This window comes from Streptomyces sp. NPDC034670 (assembly GCF_055574875.1).
The window spans coordinates 1-21,294 of the sequence record NZ_JBVITR010000069.1; the positions used below are offsets into that span (position 1 = coordinate 1).

The window sequence follows — 21,294 nt, forward strand, 5'->3', positions numbered from 1 at the left end:
CTCGAGCAGCAGCTCCTCGACCTCCCGGAACGACAGCGGGAAGCGGTGGTAGAGCCACACACAGTGGGAGATGATCTCCACCGGGTACCGATGCCTCTTGTACGACGGTGGCGCGCTGTCCATGGACGATCCCTCCCCGGCATGACCAACCAGAAGATCATCCCACCTGGTCAGTCAACGTGACAGTGCCCGTATACGGCCGCCAGGAGCCGGGGCGGCCCGGACGGGGTCAGGCCGGTCTCTTCCCGGCACTCGCGCACGGCCGTCTCCCAGGGCCGCTCACCTGCATCCATCGTTCCGCCCACCAGTTGCCAGGGATGAGCGGGGGAGTAAACGGAGTGCAGCTGGAGCGGCCGGTCGTCCTCGTCAGTGAAGTACAGGCACGCGAAACAGGTGGCCTTCGGCACCGTCTCGGCGTACTGCTCGGCCGGCATCCAGGTCGAGCTGCTCGCCGGTGTGCTCACAGCAGCGGGTTCTTCCAGACGCGTCATCCGCATCAGGGCCGGACTGCCCGCAAAGCCCAGCTCACGGTAGAGCGGGGCTGCCTCCACGCTGGCATGCAGCTCGAACAGCGTGACCCGCTCCACGTCGGCGAGGTAGTCGAGCAGCGCGGAGAGCACGGCCCGGGCGTAACCGCGACGCCGGAGGTCCGGGTGCGTGGCGACCACGTGCACACGTGCGGCCAGTCCCCGCGGGTAGGCCGGTGCCGGGAGCACGGGATGGATCAGGCCAAGGGCGCAGGCAGCCATCGAGCCGTCCGGTGCGTCGATGACGAAGGCCCGTGCGTCTCCCGCCGGAGTCAGCCGCGGTGCCAGCTCGTCCGTGCACCGCCGGATCCACTCCTCATTCAAGGGCACGGACAGGACGTGCTCGGAGCGCATCCGGATGATGCCCTCGACGTCAGCGGGCGTGGCCGCGCGGACCGGCGGTCGCCCAGTGGTGTCCTGCGGTTCGGCTGGGGCGGCGGGTGCGGTGTCGGGGCTCACGGGGCTTCTCCTGTCGCTGAATGCAGACTGCTGTGTTCAGCGCGCAGCCAGGCCAGGGTCCGCCGGCCGCGCTCGACCAGTTCGGGATCACCGTGGGCGGTGCCGTAGGAGATGCCGGAGACGGCATCCAGGACGGACAAGATCGTGAGCTGGGCTTCTTCCGCTGCGGTGAAGGGGCGGCCGTAACCGTCCATCACGGCCCTCAGGAGGTCGGGGCGGCCGTGCCAGGCATCGGACAGCCGTACGAAGTCCCGTACTGCCGGGCCTTCTTCCGATCGCTCGAAATCGATCACGTACAGGGCGTCGGCGGCTTCGTCCCAGCGCAGGTTGCGCGGTTGGAAGTCACCGTGCGTGGGCACCGCCTCCAGGGTGGGCAGGGCGGAGGCTCTCTCTGCCGTGGCGCGGACGAACTTCTCATCGCCGGGTGCGAGGTGGGGCCGGGCTCCGTCCAGGTGCCGCTCCAGCTTCCCCAAGGGCAGCGTGCCATCGGTCGGCCGGGGCGGGGTGCTGCTGTGGATGGCCACCGCGAGCTGCCCGATGCGGTGGAAGATCCGGCGCTGCTGCTCGGGCGGGTGGACGGCACCATGCAGGGTCCGGCCTCCTACCGCGGTGAGCACCACGGTCCGCAGAGACTTGTCAGCGGCCACCAGCCGGGGCGCGGCCGCGCCGAGGCGGGGGACCCAGCTACGGAGTGCCCGGACTTCACGCTGGTGGAAGCGGTCGTTCTGGTGGATCTTGACGTACCAGGTGCCGCCCTCGGCGCTGTGTGCCCGCCATACGCGGCTTTCTGCGCGTGTCCATGAGACGTCCGTCCAGCCGGTGATCCGGCCTACCGCCTGCTCAGCGAAGGCGCGCACCGCGGCTCCCGGAACGGCGCTGCGGCTGCCGGATTCGGGGACCAGGACCAGCCGGTCGGCGGCCGGGGCGTAGGCGATCGGGTCGCCGGGCTGCTGGAAATGCACGGCCATCCGCGCTCCGGCCCGGTAGGCGTCCAGTCCGGCCCGGCAGTACGCGACCATCGACTGCGGTAGCTCGTCGAGCGTGAACCAGCCCATGGCGTCGCACACCTGGGGTTCCATGACCTGCGGGGTGCCGTGCCAGCGCCGGACCTCGAAGAAGACTCCGACGCGTGCTTTGCCGGCGGGGGAGCGGTGGTGCACGGTGACGGCCGCGCGGACATCGGCCGGGTCGACCACCATGCTGGTCTCCTCCTGCGTCTCGCGCACCAGCGCCTTGACCATGTCCTCCCACGGGCCGTCCAGATGTCCGGAGGGAAGGTGCCAGCAGCCTGCCGCGTAGACGTCACCGGCCCTCCGGGAGAGCAGTACCTCGGGCCCCGTCGTGCCGTCGCGCAGTGCGATCAGGTGGACGTCGAGCGGTTCGGTGTGCCGCTGGTTGCCGGTCATGCGTCACCGCCGGGGCGGTGTGCGAGCAGCACGGTGAAGACCGCGTCCTCGTTCGGGGCTCCGCCGCGGGTGTGCGTCTGGAGCAGCCGGAGCGCCTCGGCCTCGGATTCCTGGTGACGGTCGGTGCAGAGGGCGGGGCGGGCGAAGCTGATGGTGCGCAGATCACCGAAGGTGCTCTCAGGGGCCCGGGCGCGGGCGATGGGGAAGGGGTGCTCGGCCATGTCGCTGAACACCGAGTCGGCACGGTCGCCCTCAAAGGAGTGGGGCAGTCCGGCATGCAGGCTCACGTCGTTCACCAGCCCATCTCCGAGTAGGTGCGGCCTTCGGTGATGCTGGCGATGGCTGCCCTGGCGTAGGGGACGATCCGTTTGGGAAGCTCGTGCGGCGGCCACCACTGCCAGGCGAGGCACTTGTCGGGCTCGCGTACCTCGGGGGCGCCCTTCCAGCGGCGGGCCCGGAAGATCAACTGCAGCAGCGGCTGCCCGCCCGGCGTGTCCGCAATGTGCACGACGTGCACCAGCACCACGTCCGCAGGGTCGATGACCAGCCCCGCCTCCTCCCAGGCCTCCCGTACCAGGCACGCCACGGCGGACTCCTGCTCGCAGCGCCCGGCCAGGTAGTGCCAGGTATCGCCCGCGTACCGGGAGCCGGGGTGGCGCAGCCCGAGGAGCACTCGGCCCTGGTCGTCCTCCAGGTGGAGGTGGACGCCGATGCCGTTCAGCACGGTCCGCCTGCCCTCGTCCCACGCCGGCGGCGCCTTGGCCGGCTGCGCTTGTGGGGCGTGCTCGGCCGCGTGCCGGCGGATCAGGTCACCGAGTCCAGGGCTCAGGCGCAGCCGGTCCAGCTGGTCGGGGGTGAACCAGCGCAGTAGTACCCCCTCTCGTAGTCGGAGACGGTCAGGGTTCCCGCGCCAGCAACCGGAGAAGACCTGGACAGGCACGCACAGCCCGTCGACGCTGGTGTCCTCCTCCGTGACGTATGGCTCCAGTCCCCCCAGGCGGAGCCCGGGGACTTCCTCGGACAGCTCACGGAGCAGCGTGTCCTCGATGTTCTGGTCGTCCTGCTTGCGGCCGCCGCCGAGGAGGGCGAAGGCCCCTGGCTGCCAGATGCCGGGCGTGTGGTCACGCAGGTGAAGCAGGTAGCGGCCCGTCCCGTCATGGATCAGCGCGGACGCGTTCACCGGCTCTGGCCGGCCGTCGAGCTGCGCATCAAGGAGTTTCGCGCGCAGTGTCGGTGACGTGACCTCCGGCAGTGGGAGCCACTGGGCGGCGGACACCTCCTGCTCCTGCAAGGTCATCGCCGGCGGCTGCTCGTCGGCGAGGTAGAACACGTAGCGGAAGTCGTAGTGCTGGTGCGCCGGCTCGCCCTTGGAGGGGTTGGCGTCGATGCCGTGGACGTCGATGTCGATCGGAGTACCGAGAGCCTGCGGGGCCAGGCACAGCTTCCCCGGCGAGATCCCGGCCTCCTCCGACACTTCGCGCAGCGCCGCGGCGAGCAGGGTGCGGTCCTCGGGTTCGACATGGCCGCCCGGGACGAGCATGAGGCCGGTGGCCCGGTGCCGGATGTGCAGGACCCGGCGTTCGCGGTCGATGACGACGGCACTGCAGGTGACGTGCCCGGGAAGCGTCGTCCGGACGGTTGCATCGCCGGGGCGGCCCAGGGCGGCGAGCAGCCCGGCCAGAGCGTGGCGCTCGTCAGGGTGGCGGTTGAGGTACGCATCGACGGTCTTGCGGATGGAGGAGTGGCTGGGTGACATGAGCCTCGTCTCGCCTTCAGGGGGAGGGCTGTACTCCAGGGGCGGGGTTTGTGGAGGTCGTATTGGATGTGTCAGTGCGCTGTCTCGTGGTCGGACGGCGGTGTGCTGCGTGGACCGGGAAACGTGTCGGCCGTCGGTGCGAGCCCGTACTGGGCGGCCTGGGCGGTGAACATGCCCCGGTACAGGCCGCCCTCGTGGACCATGAGCTCGTCATGGGTGCCGTCCTCGACGACGCGCCCTTGGTCGAGGACGTAGATGTGGTCGGCGTTCATGGTGGCGGCGAGCCGGTGGGTGACGAGGACGACCGCATGTCCCTCCCGTGCCAGCGACCACAGTCCCTGGAAGGCGGTGATCTCCGCGTGCGGATCGAGTGCCGAGGTCGGCTCGTCGACCAGGAGAACCGGTGCGCCCCGGTACCGGGCGCGGGCGGAACCCAGCTTCTGCCACTGTCCGCCGGAGAGCTGGACGCCGCGCTCGTAGCCTTTGAACACGATCGAGTCCCAGCCGTGCGGCAGGCTCTCGATCAACTCGAGCACGTCCGCGGCCTGGGCCGCATGGCGGACACCGCCCATGTCCCGGGGGCGGTCGCCGGCGCCGATGGCCACGTTCGCCGCGGCGGTCATCTCCCAGCGCGGGAAGTCCTGCGCCAGCACCCCGACCGCGGCGAACACCTGGGTGCGGTCCGCCTCGCGTAGTTCGACCCGCTCGCCCGACTCGCCTTCCCACCACACGTTTCCCTCGGTGGGCAGCAGCAGTCCGGCGAGGATCTTGGTCAAGGTGGTCTTCCCCGAGCCGTTCACACCGACCAGCGCCGTCACCTCACCCCGGCGGACCCGTACGCTCACCCCCCGCAAGGACGGGGAACCAGCACCGGGATAAGTGAACGACACCTCCTCCACCCGCACCTCCCGCACAGGTGAGGGCAGCGGCGTACCGGTGCGGGGGATCGCGTGCGCGCCGGCGACCTCGATGGCGTTCTCGGTGTCGGTGAGGTACAGCAGCCCCTCATACAGCCGGTTGACCTGCTGCACCAGGGAGGTGAGCCGCGCCGTCGAGGTGCGGATGGCGATCACCGCGGTCCCGCCGACGGCCAGCGGCAGCCCACCACTGGCCAGCAGCCACCACAGCACCCCATAGCAGGCTAGTGACGCCAGACCGGCGAAGCCGCCCGCGACCAGATCCGTCGAGGCCTGCGCCCGGGCGAGGCGCCGCTGCTCCGCCTCCGTCTGCTTCGACATCTCCTCGTAGCTGGACAGCAGCTTGCTGCCGGCCGCGTGCACGCGGATTTCCCCGGCGGCATGCGGGCGGGTCAGGTAGGCCAGCAGGGAAGCGGTCGCCCGCCGGTGGTCGACCCAGTTCAGGCGGGAGAGGTAGTCGCGGCGCGCGGAGCGGACCGCTCCCCACCCCTTGGGCAGGGCGATGGCCAGCAGCATCGGCAGCAGCGCCCAGTGCAGCGAAGCCAGCACGACGGCGGCCGCCATCATGCCGATGAGCACGTTTCCCACGCCGACTGACAGGCGGAGCATGCTGCGGGCGGAGTCGGTGCCGAACTTTCCCGCCTCCAGAACTCGCTGGATCTCGGGTCGTTCGGTGGCCTCCACCTCGACGTGGGTGACAGCCGCGTAGTACCGGGCAGAGACCGCTCGCTCCACCTGTGGCTCCAGCCGGCCGGACATGGCCGTCGACCACGCCGACAGCAAGGCCGTCGCCACCGCCGAGGCGGCCAGCACGGACAGTGACGGCAGGGCGTCGCGGAGTTTGTCCGCGGTCGGGCCGTCGGCGAACAGCTCGGTGAGGATGCTGTTGACTGCCACCAGTCCCCACCCGGCCGTTACGCCCTGCCCGAGCTGGGTCGCTACGACTCCGGTGAGGGCTCGGCGGTCCGTCTGCCAGCCGGTGCGCAGCACCAGGCCTGCCATACGCGGCAGTGCGGCCGCCATGTGCCCGAACCCGAGCCGGGTCAGCGGGCCTTCGTGACGTACGTAGGACTGGTCGTAGCGGAGCCGCCCGCCGTACAGCTCGCGTTCCGCATCAGAGATTGTGTCTGTGGCCGCTGTCTTCTGGCCCTTTGAGTTTTCGTCGCTGCGTGGTCCGGCTGATGTCAACGTGCCCCCCTCTTCCTGGAAACTCGAGGCGGTGTCGCCGGGTTCAACGACACCGCCCGTGTTTCGAACACGTGTCTTTCGGTCGGTTTGTGTGGCCGGGGATTGAGCGGTTCGTTGAAGGTGTGCAGTGCACCGGCCCTTGCCGTGCAAGAAGACGGCACGGAGCCGGGTTGGCCGAAACGCTGATGTCCGCTCGGCGGCAAGACCGCCCTGGGGAACTTCTGCCCGATCGGCTCGGACAGCTCTACCCCTGTCTCCAGCAGCACGAGCTGTTCGATGAACAGACCGCGTTTCCTTCCACTCCCGCCAAAGCTCTAGAGGCGGCGTGACCAGGCTGCACGGCATGAATAGGCTTCCGCGCATGGCCAATCAGTCTCTTCCCTGCGACCGGTTCCTTGGTGAGTTTCAGGAACTGGCACATGGCCGCCCTGACGGCCCTGCACTTCGCGACTCGGTCCGCGACCACGCCGTCGCAGACGAGGAGAAGTTGGTGTATTATCTCCGTTCAGGATCTGCCCTTGCCGTCACCGGATCACCAGTCCATGACGCGCTGAGCAACGAACTCATCGGCGCGCTGGAGCTGCACACTGACGGCGAGTGGTTCTGGTACTCAGACCTCGCTCACTACGTCGAGCGCTACCACGTCCCGCTGGACGAGACCCTCATCGACCACGCACGCGCACACCACTGGACTCCACCCAAGCTCTCTGCGGAAGACCTCATCCGGATCGGAGACACTCTGGACGCTCTCGATGCTGAAAACACTTGAGAGACGGACGGCTTGACGAGTTACAGATCATCTCATTCGGCGAGTCGGCGGTAGCGGATGAGGGTGCAGGCGATGCCGGCGAAGGCGAGGAAGTAGCTGACTGTGCGTTCGTAGCGTCGGTGGAGTCGGCGGCAGCTGGCGAGCCAGGCGAAGGTCCGCTCGATTCTCCAGCGGTGCAGGACCAGCCGCTCGGAGGAGTCGACGCCCTTGCGGGCGATGCGAGGGGTGATGCCGCGGCTTCGGAGCCATCGCCGCAGGTGATCGTAGTCGTAGCCCTTGTCGCCGTGCAGCCTGGCGGGCCTGCGGTGCCGTCGGCCACGGCGGGAGCGGATCGGCGGAATGCCCTTCACCAGCGGGGCGAGGGCCTGGCTGTCGTGGGTGTCGGCCCCAGAGATCCCGACCGACAGGGGCAGACCGGACCGGTCGGTGATCAGATGGATCTTCGAACCGTACTTGCCCCGATCGACAGGATTCGGGCCGGTCAGCTCCCCCTTTCGGTCGCCCGCATGTTCACCGAGTCGATCGCGCAGCGGATTCAGTCCAGCTTGCCGCGGGCGCCGAGTCCCTCCAGGACCAAGCGGTGGAGTTTGGTCCGCACCCGGGCCCGGGTCCACTCGGCGAACCGCCGGTGGGCCGTGGCCCCGGACGGGCCGAAGGACGCCGCCGGCAATTGCTGCCAGGTGCAGCCGGAGGTGGCCACGAAGATGATCGCGTCCAGGACCTCGCGGTCGCCGTGCCGCCGGCGGCCACCGCCCTGGGGCCGGGTCGGGGCGGGCGGTACCACCCGCTGGAACAGCTCCCACAGCTCATCCGGCACCAGTCGCTCCACGATCGTCACACCCGCGGACTACCGACCACACCAAATGAGATGACCTGTTAGACCGTGTCCTACGTGGTGAGGCGTCGTTGGTCCGTTCATGGGGCGGGGTACGTGGAGTTGGATTGTTCCGGACGGGTTGTGGGAGATCGCGAAGCCGCTGATCCCGCCGTCGAAGGTGCGGCCGCAGGGCGGCGGAACGCAAGACACGCCTGATGAGACGCTGTTCGCCGCGATCATCTACGTCCTGGTGTCCGGCTGCGCCTGGCGTGCGTTGCCGCCCTGCTTCGGGATATCGAAGTCGATCGCCCATCGGCGGTTCCTCATCTGGTCGAGAGCCGGCCTCTGGGGGCGGCTGCACGAGGCCGTGCTGCATCGGCTCGACGACGCCGGCCTCCTCGACGTCACCCGCGTCGTCCTCGACACCGCCCACGTGAGGGCGAAAAAAGGGGCGAACACACAGGTCCGAGCCCCGTGGACCGGGGCAAGCCGGGTTCCAAGATGCACATCCTGTCGGACACGAACGGACTGCCCCTCCTCGTCGGCGTCTCGGCCGGCAACGCCCACGACAGCGAAGGTCTGAAGCCGATGGTGGAGGGTCACCAAACGAGACACGACCTCCACCCCGGCCGGTACTTCAAGCCCCAGCGCCTGCACGCCGACAAAGCCTACGACCGGGCTGACCTGCGCAGATGGCTGCGAGGGAAGCGGATCGGCGTGCGCATCGCCCGCAAGGGAATCGAGTCCAGCGAGCGATTGGGGCGGCACCGCTGGGTGATCGAGCGCACCATGTCGTGGCTGTCCGGCTACCGCCGCTTGAGCCCTCGTTACGAACGCGATCCTCGCAACTACCTGGCCTTTCTCGGCCTCGCCGCCGCCCTGTGCTGCTACAAGCGACTCATCCGCCTCACCACGTAGGACACGGTCTAAAGCAACGGCATTGGAACGGATGACCCGGGGGGTGGTGTCACCGGGTCCGAGAGGCGCCGTCGGAGACGCTGATGAGAGGTCCGACCGCCGCCCGGCCGAGCGCAATGCCCGGCCGCTCGCGGGCGGCAGGTCTGCATAACGTGGATGCGCGCATACGACGCCGAAACCCCGGCCAGCACCGCACGAACCCCGTTCGGGAGGATGGGTTGGACGACATCGACAACGTGGGCGTCTTCCTCGGTCTGGACGTTGGCAAGAGTGCCCACCACGGCCACGGACCGACCCCGGCCGGCAAGAAGGTCTTCGACAAACAGCTGCCCAACAGCGAGCCCAGGCTGCGGGCCGTCTTCGACAAGCTGGCCGCCAAGGTCGGCACCGTGCTGGTGATCGTGGACCAGCCCGCCTCGATCGGCGCCCTCCCGCTGACGGTCGCCCGGGGCGCCGGCTGCCAGGTCGCCTACCTGCCCGGCCTGTCCATGCGGCGGATCGCCGATCTCTATCCGGGCGAGGCGAAGACCGACGCGAAGGACGCCGCGGTGATCGCGGACGCCGCCCGCACCATGCCGCACACCCTGCGCTCGCTGGAGCTGACCGACGAGATCACCGCCGAGCTGACCGTGCTGGTCGGCTTCGACCAGGACCTGGCGGCCGAGGCCACCCGCACCTCCAACCGGATACGCGGCCTGCTCACCCAGTTCCACCCCAGCCTGGAGCGCGTCCTCGGTCCGCGTTTGGACCACCAGGCCGTGACCTGGCTGCTGGAGCGCTACGGCTCCCCGGCCGCCCTGCGAAAGGCCGGTCGTCGCAGGCTTGTCGAGGTGATCCGGCCCAAAGCCCCGCGCATGGCCCAGCGGCTGATCGACGAGGTCTTCGACGCGCTCGACGAACAGACCGTCGTCGTTCCCGGCACCGGCACCCTCGACATCGTGATCCCGTCCCTGGCCGCGTCCCTGGCCGCCGTCCACACCCAGCGCCGGACCATGGAAGCCCAGATCGACACCCTGCTGGAGGCTCACCCTCTTTCCAAGGTTCTGACGTCGCTGCCCGGCGTCGGCGTCAGGACCGCCGCCGTCCTGCTGGTCACCGTCGGCGACGGCACCAGCTTCCCCACCACCGCCCACCTCGCCTTCTACGCCGGCCTCGCCCCGACGACGAAGTCTTCGGGCACCTCGCTCCACGGCGAGCACGCGCCCAGAGGCGGCAACCGGCAACTCAAACGGGCGATGTTCCTGTCCGCGTTCGCCGCCCTGCACGGTCCCGCCTCCCGCGCCTCCTACGACCGCTGCCGGGCCCGCGGCAAGACCCACACCCAGGCCCTGCTTCGCCTGGCCCGCCACCGCATCAGCGTGCTGTTCGCGATGCTCCGCGACGGCACCTTCTACGAGCCCAGAACCCCGCGCCTCGCTTGACGAAAGACATAGAGGCACCCGGCCGACTGACCCCTGTGATCCCAGCAGCCTCACACGCCCTCAGCCGGCAAGGATGAACCATCAACCAACGGAGGGTTTGCAGGCGCACACAAGGAGGGTCCTGGTGGGCTCTGAAGGGGAGAAAGATCAGGTTGTCGCCGCTCGAGTGACTTCGCGCGGCAAAGTTGCGAGATCTACATCACATAGCCCCAGTTCACCGGGCCGCCTCGTGCAATTGCGCGAAGACCGAGGCGGTCGAATTGAATACCGAAGGTGAAAGCACCTGATCGAATTTGACCGCTTCTCAGGACGGCGTCCATGGCGCGAGCGGGCGCGGGTTCGGAATTTGTCTTCGCGCACTGTGTGGTGTTTGCGCAATGAAGCGAACCAAATGGCGACCAGGAGCGATAGCGGGGTAGCGTTCCGTAACGCGAGTGGGGCCCCAGGCGGGCGTCCAACCAACGAAGGGCCCCCTCGTGTGACTGGATCAAGCACGCCCTCGACATGAAAGCTGAGGACCTAACCTTGCTCGACCGAATCATTGCTGCGGGACGTCTCCGTCCTGCAGCTCACCACGACGCTAACATTCCTCCCCGCGTCGTCGGCGAAACCCGATGCGTAAGTGTCTGGGATGTCACTCTCCACGCCGGACTGTTCGTGAGTCTCGTGATCCTGCCGCTGATCCTGATCACCGGGGCCTGGGAGGCGCTGGCGAGCGCCGCCATCGTGTGGATCGCCGTCCGTGCCGCGCGCCGTTCCTTCGTCCGCTACCAGCGTCTTCGCCACTCCTGACGCCACTGTGGCCTGCCGACCCGCCCTTTGGCGGTGGGCCGGCAGGCCCGAGGGGTGCTGGGCGGATCGTAGAGGCCGGAGCGCCCAATTGCTCTTCGTGCGAGGGGAAGCGGGCGCTGCGGTGCGGAAGAAAAGACCGCGCTAGGCGGGGGTGAGACGAAGTGAATGAAACAAGTGGTGAGTTCGGATTGTGTCGTGAGTGTGCGGGGCAGTTTCCGCAGAACGGGGGGCGGGGGCGGCGCAAGGACTACTGCAGTGTTGCCTGCCGGCGTCGTGCGCAGCGGCAACGTGATGGGCAGCGGCGGCGGCCGCCGCAGAGTGCGCTGCCTGTGGGGCGTCTGATCGCTGAGGAGCTGTACAGTCTCGCGTTCGACCTGCTGGAGGCGGAGTACGGGAGCGCTGACCTCGCAGAGTTGCTGGGCAGGGCTCGTGCGTTGGCCAAGGAGACGGATTACTACGTCAGCGCCGCGGTGCGTGACGCGCGGCAGAGCGGCGTGAGCTGGGAGGAGGTGGCGAAGGCCGCCTCGCTGAGCGCGGCGACGGCGAGGGCCCGCTGGGGTGAGATGCAGGTGATGCGCCGCATGCAGAGGCGGTCGGTGGAGCGGACGGTGGCCCGCCAAGCCCCTGCCGCGGTACCGGGTGCCCCTGCAAAGGAGAGCCGGGAGGCCGTGGGCCGGGCCTCCCGGCAGCTGGCGGCTGCGCTGTCGCAGTTGCACCAGGACTCGGGGCTGATGATCCGGGAGGTCGCCGCGAGCACTGAGCTGTCGCCGTCCTACGTGTCGCGGATCTTGTCCGTGGACCGCACGCCCAGTTGGCCGGTGGTCCGGCAGTTGGTGGAGACGTTCGGCGGCGACCCCCTGGAGCTGCGCGTGCTGTGGGAGATAGCACAGGGCGTTCCTCCGGCCCCGCAGGACTTCATCGACGCGGCGACGCGTCTCAACGGCGTGTTGCGAGGGCTGTATCTGGCGGCTGGCTGTCCCAGCGTGAAGACGGTGTGCGAACAGAGCAATGGAGCACTCGACGAGGTCGCGGTGGAGGAGCTCCTCGAGGGAACCGAGGTACCCACCTGGGAGGACACGGGCCGCTTCGTCACGGCGGTCGGTGGACACCCGGCCGACATCCGCCCGCAGTGGGAAGCGGCCTACAGTCTGCTGCTCGGAGCGTGCGACCCCACGCCGAAGGTGACGGAGACGGGCCTGTCGCCGCAGGACGAGGGTCCGCAGCAGGCCGAGGGACGGTGAGGTGGTGACCCGTCCGGCACACCGGGGGCGTGGCCTTGCCCGGGGAGCGGAGGGCCCGCTGTTGCTGGGGTACAAGGCCTTCTGCCTGCGCAACGAAAACCGGTACATCCAGTACGCCCGGGCCAGGTCTCTGGAGCCGGGTCGGGCCCGGGCGGTGGTGGAGTCGGTTCTTCAGATGCTGGTGATGCAGTGGCCGCAGATCATTAGCAGTGATCGTCCGGCCTTCGAGGCGTGGGAGATGCTCGTCTGCCGGGTCGCGGCGGCGGCCCGGGAAACCCGCCGCGCCTGTAACGGGCGAGGACGCGACACGGTGCACCAGGCGCTGCCCGGGCAGGAGGCGGACGTCGTACTGCTGCGCTACAGGCTGTCGTTGAGTCCGGCGGAGACAGCCGACCTGATGGGGCTGGAGGTGCCTGAGGTGACGGTGTCACTCAAGAAGGGGATTTCGGCGTTGCTCAACCCCGAGTGAGGAACCCGGCGTGCGCCGGGGCTTGCGAAACCGGCCCCGGCGCACACCAGTTCCGTCTGTCATATGCACTTGCCACAGGATGCCAGCAGCCGCACCAACTTCGTGTGAACGGTGTCGCAGTCTTGCTGCAATCCTGGTGACCGGCGTGGGATGCTCGCTGATGACGGGGCCGGCAACGGGGAATACGTGGGTGAGTGCGCAATGGGACTCGGGCCGAGACCGCTGGCCAGGACTGTCGATGTCACGGTGGCGAGTGTGGCCCGGATGTACGACTTTCTCATGCGCGGCAAGGACAGCTATCCGGCCGACCGGGCCGCGTGCGAGGCGCTTGTCGAGGTGATGCCCAATGCCGTGGCCGTGGTCGAGGCACAGAGGGCTTTCTCCCTCGCAGCGGTGGACTACCTTTCCTCACGTCACAAGGTTCGGCAGTTCGTTGATTTCGGCTGCGGCTTGCCCGCGTGGGTGAACATCCATCAGGTAGCTCGCTCAAGTCGCGTCGTCTACATCGATAAGGATCCCATGGTCGTCGCCCATGGCAGGGCTCTGCTGGATGAAGGGGTCCGCACCGCGGTCGTGCAGGGTGATCTGCTCGAAGGAGCCGACCTGTTCACCCGAACGCAGGTAGCCGACCTCATCGACTTCGGACAACCCGTCGCGGTCATGATGACCTCGGTCCTTCATTGCATCGCCGATGACGAGCGACCGGCTGCTGCGCTGCGCAACCTGCTGAAGGCGCTCCCAGCGGGAAGCTTCCTCGTGCTCAGCCAGTGGGTGAGCGAGGACCCCGGCATCCGCGACCGAGTCGGGCAGGTCATGCACCGTTCAACAGCGGGCACCTGGGGTCAGGTGCGCACCCGTGCTGCGGTCGATGACTTCTTCGGCGACCTCAAGCTGGAGGAGCCAGGCCTGGGGGACGTGTCGGCGTGGGCACGAGCCGAACGCGTTGTCGCTTCGCCGACGGGCGTGGTTGAGTACGGCGGCGTCGGCCGGATTCAGCGGTAGCGCTCCGCAGCGGCGGTGAGCATGCTGCGGGTCTGCTCGGGGCCGTACGCCGTCGTCGCCAGTGGGTCCAGCAGAGCACGGAAGTGTTCCGTCTCCTTGGGGCGGTCCAGGTAGCTTGCGCCCAGGGAGTTCTCCAGGTAGACGATATCGGGCAGATCAAGCGGGAAACGGATCAGCGTGACCGGCGTGCCGACGGTGATGAAGTCCTCGGGCACGATCTGCAGCGTGATCCGTGGATGGTCCATCAGGTCGATCAGGTGCATGATCTGCCGGTGCATGACCTGCGCAGAGCCGAACTGGCGATCCAGGATCCTGCTGTCGATCAGAGCCCACAGGCGTGGGCCGTTATCCCGACTAAGGATCTCCTGCCTTTCGATCCGCAGGTCGACGCGTGCTTCGATGTCGACGCGGTCATGCAGCGGGAAACCCTTCTTCGTGACGGCAAACGCGTACTCGGCGGTCTGCAGCAGCCCCGGGACCAGTTGCAGCTCGTAGGTCCAGATGACCGACGCGCCTTCCTGCAGGCCGATCAGCTTGTCGAACCAGTCTGGGACCACGCTGCTGTACCTCTCCCACCAGCCAGACCTGTTCGACAGCTCCACCAGCTCCGCGGCTGCGGCTCTCTCCGTAGGGTCCGCGCCGTACAACTCGAGCAGGTCCAGGACGTCGCGTTCCTTCAGAGGGACCTTCGCGCACTCGAGCCGGCTGATCTTGGACTCGGTGCAGTGGATGTGCCGAGCCGCCTCCGCAGGGGACAAGCCGGCCGCCTCGCGTAGCTTTCGCAGCCTGGCGGCCGTCGCGATGCGCAGCACCGTGGGACTCGAACCGGGGTCGGAGAGCATCCGGTCAAGGGACGGAAGACCAGGGCTCTGGAATTCGGACATGGGGACTCCTGCAAAAGGACATGTGGAGCTGAATTGTCCCATGCAAGAGCCCCTGCAACGCGAAGAAGGCGTTATGTCCCGATAATCGTCAGATGGTGAACGAGGTGAACTCGCCATCTCTGGCTCCGGAAATAAACGCGGCGATCTCCCCGCGCGTATAGATCAACGCCGGCCCTTGAGGATCGCGCGAGTTCCGCAGGGCGACGGCGCCGTCCGAAAGCGCCGCCAGTTCTACACAGTTGCCCTGATGATCACTGTGCCGACTCTTCACCCAAGTGACACCTTCGAGTGAATCGGCGGGGATTCCATTGCGGTACGCACCCATTATCCTGTACCCCTTCGCCCTTATGTCTCACGCGCAACGCCTCGCGATCGTCACGCTCCGTTCAACTCCCGCCGCTCCTCCTTTCATCATGCAATTTCTCGATGCAATTGCACGAGCGGGAAGTTGGCCTGGATACTAGCTACGCGGCCCAACAGTGGCTCGGGAGAATCGATCATCTCTCTGGGGGGCGGATGGTACGGACACCAGGTGTGATTACTGACAGCTACGAGCCAGGCGGAGGGAAACTCGCCGACCTGGCCGGATTGGTCCCACTCGAAATCGGTAACCTCGCACTCTCAAATCCCCCGGACTGGGGTCTTGCCCTGGGGGTGAGCGCCGCAGGCTTCGCCGCGAAGAGCCTGCGGGCTGAGGAAGGTTCCGGTGTGCGCGTGCGGGGGTTCGCCCGAGCGGTGATGGACCAGTGGGGTGTGGCCACCAGCGAGGAGAGGATTGTGGCCGTGGCCTGGGAGCTTGCTGCCAACGCCATTCAGCACGCGCTGCGCGCAGATGTGCGGTCCGGTCTGCCAAGCCGCGCATGGCTTGGCCTGGTGCGCAGGGACGAGGCGGTTGTCTGCGCTGTGACCGACTGCTGCCCCACGCCGCCGTCGCTGCGGGAACCTGACCTGATGAACAGCCACGGCAGAGGGCTGTATCTGGTGGACTACCTCAGTTCGCATTGGGGGTGGTCGCGCTCCCCGAGCGGCACCAAAACCGTCTGGGCGAGGGTGCCGACGACGTGGTGACCTGCTCGGAGGCTGCGGTTGCCTGGTTGTGCGTCAGCTCCGACTGTCACCCGATCACGCAGCAGTCCCCTCCGTCCGCCTGATCGAGAGCAACGACAACGGAGAAGGCGGACGACGCCTCAACTCGATGTATACCCTCAACCGGATGCTTGACGGCGAACCGTTCTACGTGAAGATCACCCGCTGAGAGAAAGGACCGTTCATGGGGCTCCTGACCGAGTACAGCGTTGACGCCGTTCCAGGCCGCCGTTTCATCGAAATCTACGACGCCGACGCCTACCTCGACGACGCAGCCGCCATGGACGCCGCACGGCAACAGGTGGTAGTCGGCAACGGCTACCACCTGTACCTGCACAGCCTGCAACCTGACATCCCTGCCCGGATCGAGATCCGCATCTGGGACATCCCACCCTCCGTGCCGACCGATGTCGAAGGTCGCACCAGCATTACCCTCGAATCCGAAACCGGCATACTGGTGATCAATCAGTTCACCTACGGCCCCGCCGGCGACATGTGCCTGCCCCGTCCCGGCGTGTACGAAGGCCATGCCTGGTGGACCGGCCGCCAAGCCGTTCGCGATTACCACGACACGGTTCTGCGCGAGCTGGCCGCCTCCGGGCAAGACACCCGCCTGCCGGACAATCGGCGAGACAGCCCGCACACCGAACGCTACGTTCTCGACCTGGTATGGACCCGCGACTCCTCCCCGCTCGACGACGACTGATCAGAAGGAATGCCGCCCTGCTGCGCGGCTGGCCCACTGCTGCCTGACCGGTGCCTTCCCAGGGCTGGAACGGGGCCGAACCTGTCCGGGGAGGGGAGCGGCTTGCCGTGTCGCTGCCTCTCCGACGAGAGCGTGGACAGGCTTCGTCCGGACATGGGTGCGCTTCCGCCCGGCACCGCTGGATGGTCGGCTGCACCGCTGCAGAGGCACGACCCTAGAGGCCCCTTCGGGTGGCGGGTCGGCGTCGGCCGGGGCGGCTGGTGTCCGGTGCCGCCGCGAGGCCGTGGTTACGGACTGTGATCGTGGGGCGTGCTCGGGGCGGGTGTTCCTGTGGGGGCGTGACGACGGAGGCTCCCGCGAGCGGGGCTTGAAAAGGTTATCTGATCTTGATCACTGCGGGTAAACGTATTGATCGTCACACCCGCTTCCTGATCTTGGTCAGGTGATGCCCGTTTTCTGGCCGTTGACCTTCCGCTTGCCCGTGGGCCTTAGTTGCGGGAAGTAACTGTGAGAGAGCTGTGGGCGGGGTGTGACGGGGATGTGGGCCCGGTTGCGGGGCGAGGGTAGGGCCGTCGGGGCACTACTGGGTGTGACATTGGCGGTGGGAGCGGTCCCGGCCCTGGGAGAGGAGGCCGTGGCCGCCGTGCCGGCCGCATCGCGCAGTGCCGAAGCCCCCGCGGCCGCGGGTGGTGTGTCGGAGGCGGATGCGCTGGCCGAGGCCAGGCGCACCGGTGAGCCGGTGGAGGTCTCCGCCCAGCGGGGGGAGAGCCGTGAGGTGTTCGCCATGCCGCAGGGCCATCTGGAGGCGCGGGAGTACCTGCGCCCGGTGTGGGCCCGCGGCCGGGGCGGCTGGGAGCGCGTGGACACCAGCCTGGCGGCGACCGGTGAGGGAATGGTCGCGCCCCGGGCCGTGACGGTGGACGTGGAGTTCTCCGGCGGCGGCACGACGGCGCCGTTGGTGCGGATGCGGCGTGCCGGGCGCGAGCTGAGCCTGGCGTGGCCGGGCAGGCTGCCGAAGCCACGGCTGGAGGGAGCGGCGGCGACCTATCCGTCGGTGCTGCCGGATGTGGACCTGCGGATGACCGCACGGGAGGACGGCTTCACCCAGCTGCTGGTGGTGAAGACGGTCGAGGCCGCGGCGAGCGAGGAACTGGCCGAACTGCGGCTGAGGCTCTCGGCGTCGGGGCTGGAGGTGCGCAAGACCGACGAGGGCGGGCTGGAGGCTCTCGACAAGGGTGCCGCCGGTGCGGTCTTCGAGGCGCCGGAGCCGATGATGTGGGACTCCAGCACGGGTGAGCAGCCCGCCGGCCCCGAGGCGTCACGCGCTGCCGCACCCGGCGCGCAGGCCGCGCCGCAGACGGTGCAGGATGATGAGGGCAGGGAGCCGGGCGCGGGGGAGTCGGGCAAGCTCGCGCCGGTGGGCGTGGAGGTGAGTGCGGGGCAGGACGAGCTGGTGCTGACCCCGGACGCCGGTGTGCTCAAGGGCGCCGACACCACCTACCCCGTCTACATCGACCCGCAGTGGTACACCCCGAAGGCGGCGGCGTGGACGATGGCGTCGAAGTACTGGGCGTCCTCCCCGCAGTGGAAGTTCAACGGGGAGTCGGACGCCGGTCTGGGCTACTGCAACTGGTCGTACTGCAAACCGCACGACACCAAGCGGCTGTTCTACCGGATCCCGACCTCGACGTTCGCGGGCAAGTCGATCCTGTCGGCGCAGTTCGTGGTCCGCAACACCTGGTCGGCGTCCTGCTCGGCACGGTCGGTGGAGCTGTGGCAGACCAAGGACATCTCCTCGTCGACGACGTGGAACTCCCAGAACGCCACCGGTTTCTGGATCAAGGAACTGGCGTCGCAGTCGTTCGCCTACGGCTACTCCGGCTGCGCGGCCAAGGACGCGGAGTTCAACGTGAAGTCGGCGGTGCAGGCGGCCGCCAACAGCAAAAACGCGACAATGACGTTCGGGCTGCGGGCGGCCAGCGAGTCGGACGGGTACGGCTGGAAGCGGTTCTCGGACAAGGCGTACCTGCGGGTGCAGTACAACCGGCCGCCGCCGCAAGTCAAGATGTCACAGCTGGCGATGGAGTACGGCGGCACCTGCAAGAAGCCGGCCGATGCGGCGCGGGTGCGCACCCTGGGCAAGATCTACGCCAACAACATCACCGACCCGGACGGCGACAACGTCGCGGTGCAGTTCGAGGCGACGTGGGACGCCGGCGACGGCAAGGGCCTGATCGCACGCTGGAAGCCGGCCCTGACCTCGTACAAGAAGTCCGGCTCCAGCTTCTCGATCGGCCTGCCGACCAGCGTGCCGCAGAACAAGCAGATCCACTGGCACGTGCGCAGCTACGACGGGGCCCAGTACTCGCCGTGGTCGTACGCGGGCGATCCGGCCTCCTGCTACTTCTCCTACGACACCAGCGTCCCCAAGGCGCCGTCGATCGCCTCGGGCCAGTACCCGGCCTCCAACCCGGAGAACCCGGACGACCCCTGGTACGACGGAGTCGGCCAGTACGGCAGCTTCGAACTCAAGGCCGCCAACAGCGACGTGACCACCTACCGGTACGGCATCAACAGCGACCCCGCCTCGAAGAACGCGATCACGACATCCGGGGGCGCCGCGAGAAGCATCCGCATGCTGCCGGCCACGCCGGGCCTGAACTTCGTCACCGCCCAGGCGTTCGACCAGGCAGGCAACGGATCCGAGGTGCGGACCTACCAGTTCCGGGTCAAGGCCGGGCAGCCGGAGCGGGCCATGTGGCAACTGGACGAGGCCGCCGGTGCCACCGCCGCCACCTCTACCACCACACCGCGGACCGTGCGGCTGCACGGCGGCGCCGCTCTGGGTGCCGAAGGCAAGAAGGGCACCGCTCTGCGCTTCGACGGCACCTCCGGATACGCCGCCTCCGACCTCACCGTGGTGGACACCTCGGACAGCTTCTCCGTCGCGGCCTGGGTACGGCTGGACCGGATGCCGACGACAGCGGCGATCATCGCCGCCCAGCCGGGCAACCACTCTCCGGGCTTCGAGCTGTACTACTCCCAGGGCTACGACCGCTGGGTGTTCAACCAGTACACCTCCGACACGGCCGGCGCTCCCATCGCCCGGGCCATGGCCGCCGCGCCCGGAGACGCCAGGGCCGGTGAGTGGACCCACCTGGTGGGCGTCTATGACGGCAAGGCCAGACAACTGCGGCTCCACGTGAACGGCAAGCAGGTCGGCGCCACCGCGTACACCACCGCCTGGGAGGCCCGCCGCGGGCTTCAGCTGGGCGCCGGCACCTACAACGGGACCCGGATGGCCTTCTTCCCCGGCACCGTCGACGACCTGCAGATCTTCGACCGGGCGGTCAGCACGGCCGAAGCCGGGCGGCTGCACCAGGACCAGGAGCTCACGACCGGCCGGCCGGCCCGGTCCGTCTTCCCCCTGGACGAGGAGGAGGCCGCCCGGGAGGCGACCGGAACGGCCGCCGGGCAACCGCTGACCCTGCACGGCGGCGCCACCCTGGGCGAGAGCGGGGTCGCGGGCAACGCCCTGAAGCTGGACGGAAGCAGCGGCTACGCGGCCACGAACCTGCCGGTGCTCAACACGGCCCGCTCCTACGCCGTTTCCACCTGGGCGAAACTCCCCGAGGAAGCCACCAGCGGCAACCGCACCGTGCTCAGCCAGAGCGGCACCTACTACAGCCCGTTCTACCTCTCCTACGAGGCGGGGGTGAATACCTGGTCCCTGCGCACCTCACTGGAGGACATCGAGGCGGGCAACATCCGCGACCAGGTGGTGCGGGCCACCCAGCCCGCGCGGCCCGGCGAGTGGACCCACCTGATGGCCGTCCACGACGCCGACGCCCAGCAGATCCGCCTGTACGTCAACGGACAACCGCAGGGCAGCGCCGCGGCGCCCAGGACCTGGGAGGCCCAGGGGCCCCTGCAGTTCGGCCGCGCCATCTGGACGGGCAAATACGTCGACCACTTTCCCGGGAGCATCGACGACGTCCGGCTCTTCGACCGGCCGGTCGCCGACGACGAGGCCCGCCAGATCTTCCAGCAGCGTCCGCTGGTCAAGAGCCGGTGGATGTTCGAGGAGACCACCGGGAGCGGACCGCTGACCACCCCGAACGCGGTGCCCGCGGGCGGCGCGCTCACCCTGCACGGCGGTGCGAAGAAGTCGGACTTCTCCTTCATCGACTTCGGCGGCCTGGAACTGGACGGTGTCGGCGGCTACGCGGCCACGACGTCCGTACCGGTCGACACCAGTGCCAGCTACACCGTCACCGCCTGGGCACAGGCCGCCGCACTGCCGCAGAACGGCGTCGCGCTGGTCAGCGCCGAGGGCTCCGCCCAGAACGCCTTCACCGTCCGCTTCGTACCGGACACCGCGAACCCGGAAGGCCTAGGCCGCTGGGAGCTGGCGGTAGCGGACAAGGACGGCGCGGACGCGACGGTCGTACGCGTGTCCAACAGCGAGTTCCACGATGCGCGGACCTGGAACCACCTGGCCGTGGTCTACGACGGCTTCGCCAAGCAGGTCCGCCTGTACGTCAACGGAACGCTCCAGGAGATTTTCTGCGACAGCGAGGACGCCGGCGAGGACTGCGAGGGCAGGGCCTCCTGGTCCGAGAACACGCTCGCCTTCAAGGCGGCCACGTCCTTCCAGGTCGGCCGTGCCAAGACCGACGGAGCCTGGGGCGAGTACTTCCCCGGCCTGGTCGACGACGTGTGGGCCTTCCAGGGCACGCTGAGCGACGAGCAGGTCGGGAAGCTGGCCGCCAGCTGGTTCGACGTACCGACCGAGGTGCCCGGCATCGGCTGACCTCTGACGGCGGGACGGCACGCCACGAAGTGCCGAAGTCACCGCGCAGACAGATCGACCGGCTTTGGCGGCCTGACACGGCCACCGGCCTTCCGGGCGACTGCTGAGACACAAGCGGCGCCC

The 21,294-nt window shown here is 68.5% G+C and carries 17 protein-coding genes and 2 pseudogenes; 10 read left to right on the forward strand and 9 right to left on the reverse strand.

Features of this window, described 5'->3' with window-relative positions; translation table 11 throughout:
• The 6 genes and pseudogenes from ACZ56B_RS29945 to ACZ56B_RS29970 all read right to left on the reverse strand — a co-directional run.
• Positions 1-123, reverse strand: a pseudogene (locus ACZ56B_RS29945) (IS6 family transposase); the annotation flags it as partial.
• A 47-nt stretch (positions 124-170) separates the two neighbouring features.
• Positions 171-986: a GNAT family N-acetyltransferase gene (locus tag ACZ56B_RS29950; RefSeq protein WP_468797307.1), complete on the reverse strand. Its 816-nt coding sequence runs from the start codon at positions 984-986 to the stop codon at positions 171-173.
• Positions 983-2,392, reverse strand: a complete 1,410-nt coding sequence (locus ACZ56B_RS29955; protein ID WP_468797309.1) for a phosphotransferase — start codon at positions 2,390-2,392, stop codon at positions 983-985. The genes ACZ56B_RS29950 and ACZ56B_RS29955 overlap by 4 nt, the downstream gene beginning before the upstream one ends.
• On the reverse strand, positions 2,389-2,688 hold the full coding sequence (locus ACZ56B_RS29960) for a hypothetical protein (protein ID WP_468797311.1): 300 nt from the start codon (positions 2,686-2,688) through the stop codon (positions 2,389-2,391). The genes ACZ56B_RS29955 and ACZ56B_RS29960 overlap by 4 nt, the downstream gene beginning before the upstream one ends.
• A complete protein-coding gene (locus tag ACZ56B_RS29965) occupies positions 2,685-4,148 on the reverse strand; it encodes an NUDIX domain-containing protein (RefSeq protein ID WP_468797313.1) in 1,464 nt (487 codons plus the stop codon). Before ACZ56B_RS29965 ends, ACZ56B_RS29960 begins: the two co-directional genes overlap by 4 nt.
• A 71-nt stretch (positions 4,149-4,219) precedes the next feature.
• Positions 4,220-6,067, reverse strand: coding sequence for an ABC transporter ATP-binding protein (locus ACZ56B_RS29970; RefSeq protein ID WP_468797315.1), 1,848 nt, complete (start codon positions 6,065-6,067; stop codon positions 4,220-4,222).
• A gap of 547 nt (positions 6,068-6,614) precedes the next feature.
• Here ACZ56B_RS29970 and ACZ56B_RS29975 point away from each other — a divergent pair.
• Complete coding sequence (locus ACZ56B_RS29975; protein WP_468797317.1) at positions 6,615-7,022, forward strand: hypothetical protein; 408 nt, start codon at positions 6,615-6,617, stop codon at positions 7,020-7,022.
• Positions 7,023-7,054: 32 nt separating this feature from the next.
• On the opposite strand, the pseudogene ACZ56B_RS29980 reads toward ACZ56B_RS29975, so the two are convergent.
• Positions 7,055-7,854 (reverse strand): annotated as a pseudogene (locus ACZ56B_RS29980) (IS5 family transposase).
• A gap of 85 nt (positions 7,855-7,939) precedes the next feature.
• Here ACZ56B_RS29980 and ACZ56B_RS29985 point away from each other — a divergent pair.
• The 6 genes from ACZ56B_RS29985 (at position 7,940) to ACZ56B_RS30010 (ending at position 13,682) form a co-directional block, all read left to right on the forward strand.
• Positions 7,940-8,757, forward strand: a protein-coding gene (locus ACZ56B_RS29985) for an IS5 family transposase (protein WP_468797319.1) whose coding sequence is annotated in 2 segments (ribosomal slippage) — positions 7,940-8,288 and positions 8,288-8,757 — 819 coding nt in all. Because the reading frame shifts where the segments join, the coding sequence is not laid out codon by codon here.
• Positions 8,758-8,975: 218 nt separating this feature from the next.
• Positions 8,976-10,178, forward strand: coding sequence for an IS110 family RNA-guided transposase (locus ACZ56B_RS29990; protein WP_468797321.1), 1,203 nt, complete (start codon positions 8,976-8,978; stop codon positions 10,176-10,178).
• Between the two features lie 657 nt (positions 10,179-10,835).
• On the forward strand, positions 10,836-10,970 hold the full coding sequence (locus ACZ56B_RS29995; protein WP_468797322.1) for a hypothetical protein: 135 nt from the start codon (positions 10,836-10,838) through the stop codon (positions 10,968-10,970).
• A 329-nt stretch (positions 10,971-11,299) separates the two neighbouring features.
• Positions 11,300-12,211, forward strand: coding sequence for a helix-turn-helix domain-containing protein (locus ACZ56B_RS30000; RefSeq protein ID WP_468797323.1), 912 nt, complete (start codon positions 11,300-11,302; stop codon positions 12,209-12,211).
• Between the two features lie 61 nt (positions 12,212-12,272).
• Entirely contained in the window at positions 12,273-12,680 is a 408-nt protein-coding gene (locus ACZ56B_RS30005; RefSeq protein WP_468797324.1) for a hypothetical protein, read from the forward strand.
• 201 nt (positions 12,681-12,881) lie between these two features.
• Positions 12,882-13,682: an SAM-dependent methyltransferase gene (locus tag ACZ56B_RS30010; protein ID WP_468797337.1), complete on the forward strand. Its 801-nt coding sequence runs from the start codon at positions 12,882-12,884 to the stop codon at positions 13,680-13,682.
• On the opposite strand, the gene ACZ56B_RS30015 is transcribed toward ACZ56B_RS30010, so the two are convergent.
• Entirely contained in the window at positions 13,673-14,566 is an 894-nt protein-coding gene (locus tag ACZ56B_RS30015) for a helix-turn-helix domain-containing protein (protein WP_468797325.1), read from the reverse strand. The two genes, ACZ56B_RS30010 and ACZ56B_RS30015, sit on opposite strands and share 10 nt — an antisense overlap.
• Positions 14,567-14,654: 88 nt before the next feature.
• Positions 14,655-14,891, reverse strand: a complete 237-nt coding sequence (locus ACZ56B_RS30020) for a DUF397 domain-containing protein (RefSeq protein ID WP_468797326.1) — start codon at positions 14,889-14,891, stop codon at positions 14,655-14,657.
• Between the two features lie 209 nt (positions 14,892-15,100).
• Here ACZ56B_RS30020 and ACZ56B_RS30025 point away from each other — a divergent pair, with 209 nt between their 5' ends.
• From ACZ56B_RS30025 to ACZ56B_RS30035, 3 genes are all read left to right on the forward strand, one after another.
• Positions 15,101-15,634, forward strand: a complete 534-nt coding sequence (locus ACZ56B_RS30025; RefSeq protein ID WP_468797327.1) for an ATP-binding protein — start codon at positions 15,101-15,103, stop codon at positions 15,632-15,634.
• A 202-nt stretch (positions 15,635-15,836) separates the two neighbouring features.
• Complete coding sequence (locus tag ACZ56B_RS30030; RefSeq protein WP_468797329.1) at positions 15,837-16,358, forward strand: hypothetical protein; 522 nt, start codon at positions 15,837-15,839, stop codon at positions 16,356-16,358.
• Between the two features lie 538 nt (positions 16,359-16,896).
• Positions 16,897-21,171 carry a LamG-like jellyroll fold domain-containing protein gene (locus ACZ56B_RS30035; RefSeq protein WP_468797331.1) on the forward strand — a complete coding sequence of 1,425 codons (4,275 nt, stop codon included), beginning with the start codon at positions 16,897-16,899 and terminating at the stop codon, positions 21,169-21,171.
• Positions 21,172-21,294: the final 123 nt, after the last annotated feature.

Bases quoted from the DNA above. Each gene is read 5' to 3' on its own strand.
- ACZ56B_RS30035 (WP_468797331.1), top strand. From the start codon at position 16,897: ATGTGGGCCCGGTTGCGGGGCGAGGGTAGGGCCGTCGGGGCACTACTG.
- ACZ56B_RS29955 (WP_468797309.1), bottom strand. From the start codon at position 2,392: ATGACCGGCAACCAGCGGCACACCGAACCGCTCGACGTCCACCTGATC.
- ACZ56B_RS30010 (WP_468797337.1), top strand. From the start codon at position 12,882: ATGGGACTCGGGCCGAGACCGCTGGCCAGGACTGTCGATGTCACGGTG.
- ACZ56B_RS30020 (WP_468797326.1), bottom strand. From the start codon at position 14,891: ATGGGTGCGTACCGCAATGGAATCCCCGCCGATTCACTCGAAGGTGTC.
- ACZ56B_RS30030 (WP_468797329.1), top strand. From the start codon at position 15,837: ATGGGGCTCCTGACCGAGTACAGCGTTGACGCCGTTCCAGGCCGCCGT.
- ACZ56B_RS29965 (WP_468797313.1), bottom strand. From the start codon at position 4,148: ATGTCACCCAGCCACTCCTCCATCCGCAAGACCGTCGATGCGTACCTC.
- ACZ56B_RS29970 (WP_468797315.1), bottom strand. From the start codon at position 6,067: ATGGCAGGCCTGGTGCTGCGCACCGGCTGGCAGACGGACCGCCGAGCC.
- ACZ56B_RS29975 (WP_468797317.1), top strand. From the start codon at position 6,615: ATGGCCAATCAGTCTCTTCCCTGCGACCGGTTCCTTGGTGAGTTTCAG.
- ACZ56B_RS30015 (WP_468797325.1), bottom strand. From the start codon at position 14,566: ATGTCCGAATTCCAGAGCCCTGGTCTTCCGTCCCTTGACCGGATGCTC.